Annotated in this window: 15 protein-coding genes; 11 read left to right on the forward strand and 4 right to left on the reverse strand. The window is 71.6% G+C overall.

Going from position 1 to position 12745, the window contains the following annotated elements:
* The 8 genes from cobC to V6M46_RS10950 all read left to right on the forward strand — a co-directional run.
* The coding region (gene cobC / locus V6M46_RS10915; protein ID WP_332664785.1) for an Rv2231c family pyridoxal phosphate-dependent protein CobC at positions 1-1408 on the forward strand (1408 nt) is incomplete at its 5' end.
* Positions 1399-2376 (forward strand): uroporphyrinogen-III C-methyltransferase, encoded by a 978-nt coding sequence (gene cobA, locus V6M46_RS10920; protein ID WP_332664788.1) that lies wholly within the window; start codon positions 1399-1401, stop codon positions 2374-2376. The genes cobC and cobA, both read left to right, overlap by 10 nt.
* On the forward strand, positions 2373-2828 hold the full coding sequence (locus V6M46_RS10925; protein ID WP_332664789.1) for a phosphoglycerate mutase family protein: 456 nt from the start codon (positions 2373-2375) through the stop codon (positions 2826-2828). Before cobA ends, V6M46_RS10925 begins: the two co-directional genes overlap by 4 nt.
* A 142-nt stretch (positions 2829-2970) precedes the next feature.
* Entirely contained in the window at positions 2971-3183 is a 213-nt protein-coding gene (locus V6M46_RS10930; protein ID WP_332664791.1) for a CbtB domain-containing protein, read from the forward strand.
* A 66-nt stretch (positions 3184-3249) separates the two neighbouring features.
* Positions 3250-4056: a CbtA family protein gene (locus V6M46_RS10935; protein WP_332664792.1), complete on the forward strand. Its 807-nt coding sequence runs from the start codon at positions 3250-3252 to the stop codon at positions 4054-4056.
* Positions 4053-5084, forward strand: a complete 1032-nt coding sequence (cobT, locus tag V6M46_RS10940) for a nicotinate-nucleotide--dimethylbenzimidazole phosphoribosyltransferase (RefSeq protein WP_332664794.1) — start codon at positions 4053-4055, stop codon at positions 5082-5084. Before V6M46_RS10935 ends, cobT begins: the two co-directional genes overlap by 4 nt.
* Positions 5081-5836 (forward strand): adenosylcobinamide-GDP ribazoletransferase, encoded by a 756-nt coding sequence (locus V6M46_RS10945; protein WP_332664796.1) that lies wholly within the window; start codon positions 5081-5083, stop codon positions 5834-5836. Before cobT ends, V6M46_RS10945 begins: the two co-directional genes overlap by 4 nt.
* A 12-nt stretch (positions 5837-5848) precedes the next feature.
* Positions 5849-6295: a GNAT family N-acetyltransferase gene (locus V6M46_RS10950; protein WP_332664799.1), complete on the forward strand. Its 447-nt coding sequence runs from the start codon at positions 5849-5851 to the stop codon at positions 6293-6295.
* 105 nt (positions 6296-6400) lie between these two features.
* Here the strand turns inward: V6M46_RS10950 and V6M46_RS10955 are convergent, their stop codons facing one another.
* The gene (locus V6M46_RS10955; protein ID WP_332664800.1) at positions 6401-6931 is read right to left on the reverse strand and encodes a bifunctional adenosylcobinamide kinase/adenosylcobinamide-phosphate guanylyltransferase; all 531 of its coding nucleotides are present in this window, start codon (positions 6929-6931) and stop codon (positions 6401-6403) included.
* Between the two features lie 61 nt (positions 6932-6992).
* Here V6M46_RS10955 and V6M46_RS10960 point away from each other — a divergent pair, with 61 nt between their 5' ends.
* Together V6M46_RS10960 and V6M46_RS10965 are read left to right on the forward strand one after the other, a co-directional pair.
* Entirely contained in the window at positions 6993-7925 is a 933-nt protein-coding gene (locus tag V6M46_RS10960) for a cobalamin biosynthesis protein (protein WP_332664801.1), read from the forward strand.
* Entirely contained in the window at positions 7922-8632 is a 711-nt protein-coding gene (locus V6M46_RS10965; protein ID WP_332664803.1) for an SDR family NAD(P)-dependent oxidoreductase, read from the forward strand. Before V6M46_RS10960 ends, V6M46_RS10965 begins: the two co-directional genes overlap by 4 nt.
* On the opposite strand, the gene V6M46_RS10970 is transcribed toward V6M46_RS10965, so the two are convergent.
* The 3 genes from V6M46_RS10970 to V6M46_RS10980 are packed head-to-tail and all read right to left on the reverse strand — an operon-like array spanning position 8616 to position 11394.
* Positions 8616-9350: a cobalt-precorrin-6A reductase gene (locus V6M46_RS10970; protein WP_332664805.1), complete on the reverse strand. Its 735-nt coding sequence runs from the start codon at positions 9348-9350 to the stop codon at positions 8616-8618. The two genes, V6M46_RS10965 and V6M46_RS10970, sit on opposite strands and share 17 nt — an antisense overlap.
* The gene (locus V6M46_RS10975; RefSeq protein WP_332664810.1) at positions 9347-10831 is read right to left on the reverse strand and encodes a cobyric acid synthase; all 1485 of its coding nucleotides are present in this window, start codon (positions 10829-10831) and stop codon (positions 9347-9349) included. Before V6M46_RS10975 ends, V6M46_RS10970 begins: the two co-directional genes overlap by 4 nt.
* Positions 10828-11394 (reverse strand): antibiotic biosynthesis monooxygenase, encoded by a 567-nt coding sequence (locus tag V6M46_RS10980; RefSeq protein ID WP_332664806.1) that lies wholly within the window; start codon positions 11392-11394, stop codon positions 10828-10830. Before V6M46_RS10980 ends, V6M46_RS10975 begins: the two co-directional genes overlap by 4 nt.
* Before the next feature lie 64 nt (positions 11395-11458).
* Here V6M46_RS10980 and V6M46_RS10985 point away from each other — a divergent pair.
* Positions 11459-12745, forward strand: a 1287-nt coding sequence (locus V6M46_RS10985; RefSeq protein WP_332664808.1) for an acyl-CoA dehydrogenase family protein, incomplete at its 3' end; no start/stop codon positions are given.

The following is a 12745-nucleotide window of genomic DNA, read 5'->3' on the forward strand; positions in this document are numbered from 1 at the left end:
CTACCTGTGTCGTTCGGTCGACGGCATGCCGATGGTCGGTGCGCTCGACGCCGAGGCCGTCATGACGCCGCGGCTCACACTGTCGTACCGGACCGCGATCGTCCCGGCAGACCAGCTGACCGGTGCCGCGGGGACGCGGGTCACCGGCCACGAGTTCCACCGGACGACCGTCACCCCCGCGTCGGCGGAAGCCGCATGGCTCGTCGACGGCCAGCCCCACGGCTTCGGGTCACCGACGCTGCACGCCTCGTACCTCCACACCCACTGGGCCGGCCACCCCAAGATGGCCCAGCGGTTCGCGGCTGCGGTGCACGCGTATGTGCCTCCGGTCGCGACTCAGCCACTGCCCGTTGAGCTTGTCGAAACGCCCAGAGTCCTTTCGACAAGCTCAAGGACCGAGGGGTTGCGTCATCACGGCGACGCCGAGCTCTCGCCTGGCCTCATCGACTTCGCGGTCAACATCCACGACGACGCACGACCCGCGTGGCTCGAGGCGGCACTCCGCGAGAGCCTCGACGACATCGGCGCCTACCCCGACTCCAGCGAGGCGCAGCACGCCATCGCCCAGCGCCACGGCCGCCGCACCGACGAGGTGCTGCCGACCGCCGGCGCCGCCGAGGCGTTCACGCTCATCGCCCGGGCCCGCCCGTGGCGCCGCCCCGTCATCGTGCACCCGCAGTTCACCGAGCCCGACGTCGCACTGGCCGCCGCCGGCCACCATCCCGAGCACGTCCTCACCGACCCCGCGAACGGCTTCGTCCTCGACCCCGCGCTCGTGCCGGAGGACGCCGACCTCGTCATGATCGGCAACCCCACCAACCCGACGAGCGTCCTGCACCCCGAGCAGTCGTTGCGGCGACTCATGCGGCCCGGTCGGGTCGTCGTGGTCGACGAGGCGTTCATGGACTCCGTGCCCGACGAGCGTCACTCGCTCGCCGCGATCCCCGACCCCGGCCTCCTGGTCATACGCAGCCTGACGAAGCTGTGGTCGATCCCCGGCATTCGCGCCGGGTACGTCCTCGGATCGCCGCAGCTGCTCGCCGAGCTCAGGGTTCACCAGGCGCCGTGGTCGGTGTCGACCGCCGCGATCGCCGCGATGGTCGCGACGGCGACGCCCGATGCACTCGCCGAGGCGGCGAAGCGTACGACCCGGATCGGCCAGCACCGGCGCGTGCTCACCGACGGGCTGACCGAGCTCGGCATCCACCACGTGCCCGCCGCCGCGCCGTACGTCCTCGCGAAGGTCGGCCGCGGCGCCCACGAGCGGCTCCGCGCCGCGGGATATGCCGTACGCCGTGCCGACACGTTCCCCGGTCTCGACGACACCTGGGTACGCATCGCGGTGCGCAAGCCCGACACCACCCGCAAGCTGCTCGCCACCCTGAGGATCGAGGGGCCATGGACCTGACGCCCGGAACCTCCGCCCTCGTGATCGGCGGCGACGCCCGCGCCGCCGGCCAGGTCGCGACGCTGCTCGAGGCCGGCGCCGTCGTCACCGTCGTCGCCCCGTCAGCCACGGCATCGATCGAGGACCTCGCCGACCGCGGCCTCATCACCTGGCACCCGCGCGAGGCCGACATGGCCGACGTCCAGAAGGCCGGCGTCGTCCTCACCGGGCTCGCCGATCGCACCGCCCCCGACCGCATCCTCGACAGCGGCACCGTGACGCTCGTCGGCGGCGGCCCCGGCGATCCCGGCCTCGTGACGGTCGCCGGACGCGAGGCGATCGAGCACGCAGATGTCATCGTCACCGACCGGCTCGCCCCGCTGGCTGCTTTGGCCTGGGCCCGGCCCGACACCGAGATCATCGACGTCGCCAAGATCCCGGGCGGCCGCTCGACGAGCCAGGACGAGATCAACCAGCTCCTGGTCGAGCACGCGAAGTCCGGCAAGAACGTCGTGCGGTTCAAGGGCGGCGACAACTTCGTGTTCGGCCGCGGCAGCGAGGAGCTCCTGGCCTGCCTGCACGCCGGCATCGACGCCCGCGTCATCCCCGGCGTCAGCTCCGCGATCGCCGCGCCGGCACTCGCGGGCATACCCGTCACGCATCGCGGCCTGACGCAGGGCTTCACGGTGATCTCGGGTCACGTGCCACCCGGACACCCCGAGTCGACGCTCGACTACCCCGCCCTCGCCGCCTCCGGCACGACGATCGTGGTGCTGATGGGCGTACGCACACTCAGCGCAATCTGCGCCGCGCTCGCCGACGGCGGCCTCGACCCCGACACGCCGGCCGCCGTGATCGCCGACGGCACGCTGCCGAGCCAACGCGTCGTACGCGCGACGCTCGCGACGCTCGACGAGGCGGCGGCAGGGCTCGGCGCCCCGGCCGTCGCGGTCATCGGTGAGGTCGCGGACATCGAGGGACTCCGATGATTCTCTGGGTGCGCCACGGGCAGTCCACGTGGAATGTCATCGACCGCATGCAGGGCCACGAGCTGAGCCCACCGTTGACCGATCTCGGTCGCGAGCAGTCGGCACAGACGGCAGCACTCCTCGAGGGCCGCGGCGTCGTACGCATCCTCAGCTCACCGGCCGTCCGCGCCAAGCAGACCGCCGACATCATCGCCGAGCGACTCGGTGTCGGCGTCGTCGAGGAACCGCTGCTCCTGGAGAAGGGCCTCGACGAGGACAAGGCCAGCGTCCAGGCCCGCATCCGGCAGCTGCTCGCCCGTGACCTGCCCGGCACCACGGTCGCGGTGAGCCACGGCGACACGATCGGGTACGCGGTCGAGATCCTCACCGGCGAGCTGCCCCACCTGCCGGCGAACGGATCGATCACCCAGGTTGATCCCGACACTCGACAGGTCGCCGTAGCCATGCCCTAGGATGACTTCACCGAGGTCGAGGAAGCCGGTGGAACTCCGGCGCAGTAGCGCTACTGTGACACCCACATCGCGGGTGGAGCCAGACCCAAGGCCTCGGACGTTCATCCATTTGTGGGACGCAATCATCCCGTCAGGAGAATTCATGTCACAGGTCACCACCGCAACACCCGAGATCGAGATCCCGTCGATCCCCCTCCGCGAGCTCGCCCCGTGGGCGCTGTTCTTCGGTCTCCTCGGCGCCTTCGTGCTGTTCTTCATCAGCGCCGACCAGGGCGCGGTGTCGATCCCGGCCGGCACGGCCATCCACGAGTGGGTCCACGATGGACGCCACCTGCTCGGATTCCCCTGCCACTGATCTGCCCCGACCAAGCCGGACCCGCCTTCGCGGTCCGGCTTATTCGGCATACCCGAACGGATTGACATGACCCCCCGCAACTTCCTCGTACGAGGACTCCTCGCCGGCCTCATCGCCGGCATCCTGACCTTTGCCGTCGCCTACTTCGCCGGCGAGCCTTCCGTCGACGCCGCGATCGCGGTCGAGGCGGCCGGCGAATCAGCCGCCCACTCCCACGACGAGGGCACCGAGCACTCGCATCAAGACGGTGCGGCCGAGCACACCCACGACGAGGAGGGCGGCACCGAGGTGTCCCGCCAGAACCAGTCGACGTGGGGCCTCCTGACCGCCACCGTCGCGACCGGCGTGGCCGTCGGCGGCATCGTCGCCCTCGCCGCCGCGTTCGCCCTGGGCCGCATCGGTCGCCTTCGGCCGAGCCAGTCGACGGCGCTCGTCGCCGCCCTCGGCTTCGTCTCCGTGGCGCTCGTCCCGTTCATCAAGTACCCCGCCACCCCGCCGGCCGTCGGCGATGCCGACACGATCGGCGCGCGCACGACTCAGTACTTCGTGATGCTCGCCATCTCTGTCGTCGCGATGATCGCCGCCGTGCTGCTGTTCCGGGCACTGCTCGAACGACTCGGCACCTACACCGCCGTCGTGGCCAGCGCAGCGGCCTATCTCGTCGTGGTGATCCTCGCCGGCGCGCTCATGCCGACGGTCAACGAGATCGGTGACTTCCCGGCCGACACGCTCTGGTACTTCCGCCGCGGTTCCCTCATGACATTGACCACCCTCTGGGGCGTCATCGGCATCGCGCTGACCGGCCTGATCGGCAGGCTGTACGCCCAGGAGTCCGCGACCCAGGCCCGCCGCGACCTGGCGGCGAGCCTGTGAGCGCGCTGCGGGTCAACCCGCCTTCTGCCGCCATCCGTACGGAGGCCGCCGAACGACTTGCCGGCCTCGCGACACCTCCCGGCGCCCTCGGCCGGCTCGGTGACCTCGCCGTGTGGGTCGCCGCGACGCAGAGCATGGTCCCGCCGGCGCCGGTCAAGCGCGTGCGCGCGGTGATCTTCGCCGGCGACCACGGGGTCTCCGACCACGGTGTCTCCGCGTTCCCCAAGGCGATCACCCCGGCGATGGTCCGCACCTTCTTGATGGGCAAGGCCGGCGTCTCGGTGCTCGCCGCCCAGCACGGCGTGTCCGTACGCGTGCTCGACCTCGGTGTCGACGACGACCTCGAGGGTGTCGCTCCCGAGGTCACGGCGTACAAGGTCCGGCGCGGCAGCGGCGCGATCCACCTCGAGGACGCGCTCACGACCGACGAGACCCTGCAGGCCATCGCCGCCGGCGAGGCTGTCGCGGCCGAGGAGATCGCCGCCGGCGCACAGCTGCTGATCAGCGGCGACATGGGCATCGGCAACACGACCCCGGCGGCCGCGCTGATCGCCGCATCTCTGGGCCTGCCCGCGACCGAGGTCACCGGCCGCGGCACCGGGATCGACGAGCCCGCGCTCGTGCACAAGATGGCGGTCGTCCAGCAGGCACTCGACCGGGCCGGAGAGCGTACGGCCGATCCGGTCGACACCCTCACGGCGCTGGGCAGCGCCGACCTCGCCGCTGCCGCCGGCTTCATGGCGGCCGCCGCCCGCGCGGGCGTACCCGTGCTGCTCGACGGCGTCATCTCGGTGGCCTCGGCGGTCATGGCCGACCGGCTGGCACCGGGGGCGGCCGCCTGGTTCGCCGCCGGTCACCGGTCGACCGAGCCGGCCCAGTCACTGGCCCTCGACAAGCTCGGCCTCGAGCCGATCCTCGACGTCGGCATGCGGCTCGGTGAGGGCAGCGGAGCCGTGGCCGCGGTGCCGCTCGTACGCTCGGCGGCCCTGCTGCTCTCCGACGTGGCGCTGCTCGCCGACCTGATGTGACGAGCTCCTGGCGGCTGGCCGTCGGCACGCTGACCGCGCTGCGGTGGCGGCACCCGGCGGTCGTCGACCGGGACGTCGCGGGCCGGGCGATGCTGCTCGCGCCGTTGGCGGTCGTGCCGCTCGGGCTGCTCGTGGGGCTGATCGGCTGGGCCGGACGCGAGCTTGACCTCGCCCCGCTCGCCGTCGCACTCATCGCCGTCGGCGCACTCGCCCTCGGCAGCCGCGCCCTTCACCTCGACGGGCTCTCGGACGTTGCCGACGGACTCACCGCGTCGTACGACCGGGAGCGCTCGCTCGCGGTCATGAAGGGTGGCACCGCGGGACCGGCCGGCGCTTCGGCGCTCGTCGTCGTGCTGGGCATCCAGGCCGCCTCGCTGTCGGCGATCCTCGCCTCGCCCCGGGGGCCCGTCGTCGCGGGCCTGCTGGTCTGCTGCTCGCGGGCGATCCTGTCGGTGTGCTGCGCCCGCGGGGTCCCGGCTGCGCGCGTCGACGGGCTGGCGGTGACGTACGCCGGCACGGTCGGGCGTACGTCGATCGTGCTGACCTGGCTCGTGGTCACGCTGCTGTGCGCCGGCGTGCTGGACTGGGCCGGCTGGCCGTGGTGGCGCGGGCTCGTCGTCGCCGCCGCCGGCCTGGTCGTCGGGGTCGCCCTGACGTACCGCTGCGTCGCCCGGTTCGGCGGGGTGACGGGTGACGTGTTCGGCGCAGCGATCGAGGTCACCCTGGCGGCGATGCTCGTCGCCGCCTCCTGAAGAATTGGACGTGTGAAGCTCGTCCCCTGCGCATGGTCGAACCCCGACGCCGTGGCCCTCCGTGAGGCTCAGCGCGTCGACATCGAGGAGCGCTACGGCACGCCCGACAGCGAGCCCGGTCCGGCGCCCACGGCTGACGACATCACGGCGTTCTTCCTGCTCCGCGACGGCGACGAGGCCGTCGCGTGCGGTGGCCTGCGGGCGATCGACGCCACGAGCGGTGAGATCAAGCGGATGTTCGTGCCGATCCAGCACCGCGGGCGCGGGCTCTCACGGATCGTCCTGGGCGGTCTCGAGGAGCACGCCCGATCATTGGGCTGGACCCGGCTGCTGCTCGAGACCGGCGACCGCCAGCCTGAAGCCGTCGGCCTGTACGAATCGGCCGGCTACCACCGCATCCCCAACTTCGGCCACTACGCCGACAGCGACATCTCCCTCTGCTTCGCAAAGGACCTCTAGGGTCCGCGGTTTACCAGGAGAACCTGGTAAACCAACACTTCTCCGGGCAAATTTGCCCGGTGGAGTGGCTGTTTACCAGGTTCTCCTGGTAAACCGACACCAACCTCAGAGCTTCAGGGCGCGGCCGGCGATGACGATCATGACTTCCTCGCACTCCTCGGCGACCCGCTGATTGACCGTGCCCAGGATGTCGCGGAAGACGCGCCCCGAGAGGCGCTCGGGCACGACGCTCATGCCGACCTCGTTCGTCACCGCCACGACGGTCCCCTCGTGCTCGGCGATCGCCGCCAGCGCGTCGTCGAGCCGCTCGAACAGCACCGGCTCCCAGTCCTCGAGCACGGCGTCCCAGCCGTCGAGCTCGTCAATGACCGACGTGACCCACGTACCGAGGCAGTCGATCAGCACCGCACCGTCGGCGGAGCGCACCGCCTCGCCGAGGTCAGACGTCTCGACCGTCGTCCAGTACGCCGGTCGCCGGCTCTGGTGCCGCGCCACCCGCGCCGCCCACTCGGGGTCCGACACCGGATCGGCCGGCGGCCCCGGCGCGACGTACGTGACCTTGGGTTCCGCCAGCAGCAATGACTCCGCGTGGAACGACTTGCCGGAGCGCACACCGCCCGTGATCAGGACCTTCATCGCACCTCGCTACTGTCGACTTCTCACCTTACCGACCGCGACCGCCCTCTGAGGAGCCCGAATGCGCGCACGTGCTGCAGGCCTCGCACTGGGGTATGCGGCGGACCGCCTCTTCGGCGACCCGGCCCGCTTCCACCCCGTCGCCGGGTTCGGCACGATGGCGCGTGCCGTCGAACGTCAGGTCTACCGTGACGACCGCACGACGGGGCTCGCCTACGCCTCGGCGCTGGTCACCGGGGTCGGCGCCGCCGGGCTCCTGGCTGAGCGGATGACCGCCCGCCACCCCCTCATGCGTACGCTCCTCACCGCCGCCACGACGTGGGCCGCGCTCGGCGGCCGCTCGCTGTCGCAGGAGGCCTCGTACGTTCGCGGGTGGCTCGACGCCGACAACCTGCCGGCCGCCCGCGAGCAGCTGACGCACCTGGTGGGCCGCGACCCGTCCGGGCTTGACGAGCAGGGGATCTCGCGGGCCGTCGTCGAGTCGGTCGCCGAGAACACCTCTGATGCGGTCGTCGCGCCGCTTCTGGCCGGCGCGGTGGGCGGGGTGGGCGGCATCGCGGCCTACCGGGCGGCCAACACGCTCGATGCGATGGTGGGCCACCGCAGCGCGCGCTATCGCAGCTTCGGCTGGGCCTCCGCGCGGCTCGACGACGTGCTCAACCTCGTGCCCGCCCGGGTGTCGGCGCTGCTCGCGGCCGCGCTCGCGCCCGTCGTCGGCGGCAGCCGCACGGCCGCGCTCAGCATCTGGACCCGCGACGCGTCGCGTCACCCGAGCCCCAACGCCGGACCGGTCGAGGCGGCGTTCGCCGGCGCGCTCGGGGTGCAGCTCGGCGGCACGAATGTCTACGGCGACCGCGTCGAGCACCGACCGGTCCTGGGTGACGGGCCCGTCGCGCTCCCGACCGACATCGACCGTTCCGTACGCCTCGCGGACGCGGTCGGCCTCGGCGCCCTCGCGATCAGCCTCGGCGTCGCACTCAGGCGCCGTCGATGACGACGATCGTCACGGGTGGCACCCGCGGCATCGGTGCCGCCATCACCCGCACCCTCGTCGCGGACGGCCACGAGGTGATCGCCTCGTACGTGCGCGACGACGACAGCGCCGAAGCCCTCGCGGGCGAGCTCGACGCAGTCCACGTCGTACGCGCCGACGTCACGACGGCCGATGGGCTCGAGACCCTGTTCGCTGCCGCTGAGCGCGTCGGCCCCGTGACCGGACTGGTCAACAACGCGGGCGCGACGCTGCACGTCGGGCCCTTGGCCGCGACCGATCCCGAGGTCATCCGGTCCGTCATCGACCTCAACCTCACGGCGGCGGTGCTGTGCGCCCGACGGGCCGTGCAGGCCATGACCGGTGGCGGCACGATCGTCAACATCTCCTCGGGCGCGGCGACGCTCGGCTCGCCGGGCGAGTACGTCCACTACGCCGCCGCCAAGGCCGGTGTCGATGCCCTGACCCTGGGGCTCGGCAAGGAGGTCGCGGCGCTCGGCATCCGGGTCGTCGGCGTCGCTCCGGGAACGATTCGCACCGACATCCACGCCGATGCCGGCGACCCGGGCCGCCCGGACCGGGTGGCCGAGCGCGTCCCCCTGGGGCGTGCCGGCGAACCGGACGACATCGCAGGTGCCGTTGCCTGGTTGTTCCGGCCCGAGGCCGGCTACGTCACCGCGACGACGATCCGGATCACTGGCGGGCTGTGACCCAGGCCGCGGCGGCGGCCGCATCGCTGACCAGCTCGACCTCGGCCGGCACACCCGACCGCCGGACGACCACGACCTCGAGGCCGCGCTCATTGGCCACCTGCATCTTGGACCACGTGTAGGAGCCGCCGGAGTCCTTCGTCACGAGCACGTCGACGTCGGCCATGACCTTGCGCTCGTCCTCCAGCGCGTACGGCCCGCGGCTCAGCAACAGCGTCCACGGCTCGGGCAGGGTGAAGTCGGGCTCATCGACGACCCGCACCAGCGCAGCCTTGCCGGCCAGCGCGTCGACGAACCGGTGGAGCGACTGCCGCCCGACCGTGAGGAAGGGCCGGTCGCCGAGCGTCGCGGTCAACCCCGCTGCCTCGTCGTGGTCGTCGACCCAGTGCCAGTGGTCCGACCCCGGCGCCTCGGACCAGCCCGGCCGCTCGAGCCTCAGCAGCGGCACCCCGTCGGCGTGGCACGCGGCCAGGGCGTTGGCGCTCATCCCCTCCGCGAACGGATGAGTGGCGTCGACGACGGCGGAGATCCGCATCTCCATCAGGTACGACCGCAGGCCCGGCACCCCGCCGAACCCGCCGATCTGCACCGCGCCGACCGGCAGGCGCGGGCGGGCGACCCGGCCGGCGAGCGAGGACACGAAACGTACACCGGCGTCCTGCAGCAGCACCGCGAGCTCGCGGGCCTCGGACGTACCCCCGAGCACCAGGACCGTCATGGCCTACCTCCGGGTGGCAGGAGCGGCACGGCGGGCGCGCCGCCGGTGGCGATCGTCAGCAGCGCGTCGATGTCGAGGTGCCGCTCGACCAGATCGCCCAGGAGGTCGAGGCGCTGCTCACGGCTCGCGGCGAAGCTGACCTCCGAGGGCTCGTACGTCTGACCGCTCAGGGTCGCGGCCTCGGCGAGGAACGCCTTGCGGAAGTCGTCGGACTCGAGGCTGCCGTGCCACATCGTGCCGAACACGTTCGCCGACCGGGCACCGCCGAGGAACGGCTCGTCCTGGCCCTGCGTGATGCGGCCGTGGTGGATCTCGTATCCCGCGACGTCGGTGCCGAGCGCCGAGCCGGTCGGCAGCCGCAGCACCTTGTCGGCGCGGAACGTCGTGGTGACGTCGAGCAGGCCGAGCCCGTCGACCGATGCTCCCGCCTCGCCCTCGACGCCGTCGGGATCGCTGACAGTACGCCCGAGCATCTGGAAGCCGCCGCAGATGCCGAGCACCGGCTGGCCGGCCGCAGCATGCTGCCGGACGGCGCGGTCGAGGCCGCGCGAGCGCAGCCAGGCGAGGTCGGAGATCGTGGCGCGCGTGCCGGGCAGCACGATCACGTCGGCGCCGGTCAGGTCCTGCGGCTTGCCGGCGAACACGACGTCGACGCCCGGCTCGAGGCCGAGCGCATCGACGTCGGTGAAGTTGCTGATGCGCGGCATCCGGACCACCGCGACCCGCAGCGCCGCTTCGCGATCCGCGGAGCGCCGGCCCTCGAGGTCGAGGGCGTCCTCGGAGTCGAGCCACACATCAGGGCTCCACGGCAGCACGCCGAACACCCGCCGCCCGGTCAGCGCCTCGAGCCGGTCGAGCCCCGGCCGCAGCAGCGTCTCGTCGCCACGGAACTTGTTGACCACGAACCCGGCGATGAGCCGCTGGTCCTCCGGGTCGAGCAGCGCCACGGTGCCGTACATCGCGGCGAACACCCCACCGCGATCGATGTCACCGACCACGACGGTGGGGATGTCCGCGTGCCGGGCGAGGCCCATGTTGACGTAGTCGCCGGCCCGCAGGTTGATCTCCGCCGGACTGCCGGCGCCCTCGCTCACCACGATGTCGAATCGCGCCGCCAGGTCGTCGTACGCCCCATGGGCCGCGGCGGCCAGGTGCGTACGCCCGCCGATGAACTCCGCCGACGAGATCTCGCCGGAAGGTCGCCCCATGACGACGACGTGGCTCTTGCGGTCACCGCCCGGCTTGAGCAGCACGGGATTCATCGCGGCTTCAGGGACCGCGCCGGCGGCGAGCGCCTGAACCCACTGGGCCCGGCCGATCTCTGCACCGTCCCCGCAGACCATCGAGTTGTTGGACATGTTCTGCGCCTTGTAGGGCGCGACCTTGAGCCCGCGCCGGGCAAACGCGCGGCACAGGCCGGTCGTGACGATGCTCTTGCCGGCGTCCGACGTCGTACCGGCGACCAGCAGCGAGCCGCTCATGGCGTACGCGCCGGGTTGAGCCACCCGTGCAGGAGCCGGGTGATCCACGGAAGGGCGAGATAGGTCATGAGCGGCGTCATGACCCCGACGATCGCCAGCACTCGCACCGGCAGCCACCAGTCGGCCGCGAAGTCCTTCGCGATGAAGTTGGCCGCCAGGCTCAGCGGGTAGAACACGATGAAGATCGCGCACATCTGCTTCCACCTCGGCGGGGGCGGCGCGGACGTACGCAGGTCCTGGACGTCGACGCTCGACGGCTCGTCGAACCAGCCCTCGATGCCGGTCCGGTGCTCGCGGGCAGACTCGGCGACGAAGCCCTGGGCCGAGTCGAGCCACCAACGTCGCTGCGGGGACAGCTCCCAGGCCTGGAGCGACTCCTGCGACGCGAACCGGTAGAGCATGTGCCATTCGCTGGAACCGGGTGAGGGTCGCACCCAGCCTGAGCCGAGATAGCCGTCGAATCGCTCAGCCAGCTCGAACCCGGCGCGCAGCCACGCGAGCATCTGGTCCTCCTGCGAAGGATCCACCTGTCGCGTGATGGAGACGGTGACGGGCCCGGACATGGCACCAGCCTAGGACCGCGCGTGACCCGTGCCGACCGCGCCCGACGCGAGTACCTTGTGGACCATGGCCCTCAGCGACGACGTCCGGATCGCCCTCGACGGCAAGTGGCGCCACGTCCGGGAACAGTCGCGCAAGGAGCTCGCCGAGCTCGACCTCGCGTACGACCACAACCTCACGCTCGACGAGGCTCGCGCCCGCGTCCTCGAGCAGATGCACAAGCTGGTCCCGACCGGCATCCCGGCGGCCGGATTCCGGGTCGAGAGCGGCGGCACCGGCGATCCCGGCATGGCGGTGACGGGCATCGAGATGCTCGCCCAGTTCGACCTCTCGCTCATGGTCAAGGCCGGCGTGCAATGGGGGCTCTTCGGTGGAGCGATCGAGAACCTCGGCACGGAGAAGCACCACCAGAAGTACATCCCCGGCCTCATCAACCTCGACATCATCGGCTGCTTCGCGATGACCGAGACGGGCCACGGCAGCGACGTGCAGAGCCTCGAGACCACGGCGACGTACGACCTGGCGACCGAGGAGTTCGTGATCAACTCGCCCACGCCGTCGTCGCGCAAGGACTACATCGGCGGAGCCGCCGCGCACGCGCAGGTCGCCGCGGTCTTCGCACAGCTCATCACGAAGGGCGAGAACCACGGAGTGCACTGCTTCGTCGTCCCGCTGCGTGACGCGGAGGGCAACGACCTGCCGGGCATCACGACGTCGGACGACAAGCACAAGGGCGGCCTCGGCGCGGTCGACAACGGCCGCATCGTGTTCGACCACGTACGCATCCCCCGCGAGAACCTGCTCAACAAGTACGGCCAGGTCGACCAGGGCGGCACCTACTCCTCACCGATCGACAGCATCAACGCCCGGTTCTTCACGATGCTCGGCACCCTGATCCGCGGGCGGGTCAGCGTCGGCGGCTCGGCCAGTGCCGCGACCGAGGTCGCGCTCAGCATCGCCGGCCGGTACGCCCTCAAGCGTCGCCAGTTCGGCCCCGAGCCCGGCGACGAGATCCTGCTGATGGACTACCGCATGCACCAGCGCCGCCTGCTGCCGCTGATCGCCAAGTCGTATGCCTATCGGTTCGCGCAGAACCAGCTCGTCGCCCGCATGGACAAGCTGCAGACCGAGGACGACCCCGATCCGTACGCATTGCGTGAGCTCGAGACCCGCGCCGCGGGCCTCAAGGCCGCGCAGACGTGGCACGCGACCAGGGCGATCCAGGAGGCGCGCGAGGCGTGCGGCGGCGCCGGCTACCTCGCCGAGAACCGGCTCACGACGCTCAAGGGCGACACCGACGTCTTCACGACGTTCGAGGGCGACAACCACGTCCTGTTCCAGCTCGTCGCCAAG

Origin of the sequence: Aeromicrobium sp. (genome assembly GCF_036676885.1) — a bacterium.
Taxonomy (GTDB): domain Bacteria; phylum Actinomycetota; class Actinomycetes; order Propionibacteriales; family Nocardioidaceae; genus Aeromicrobium.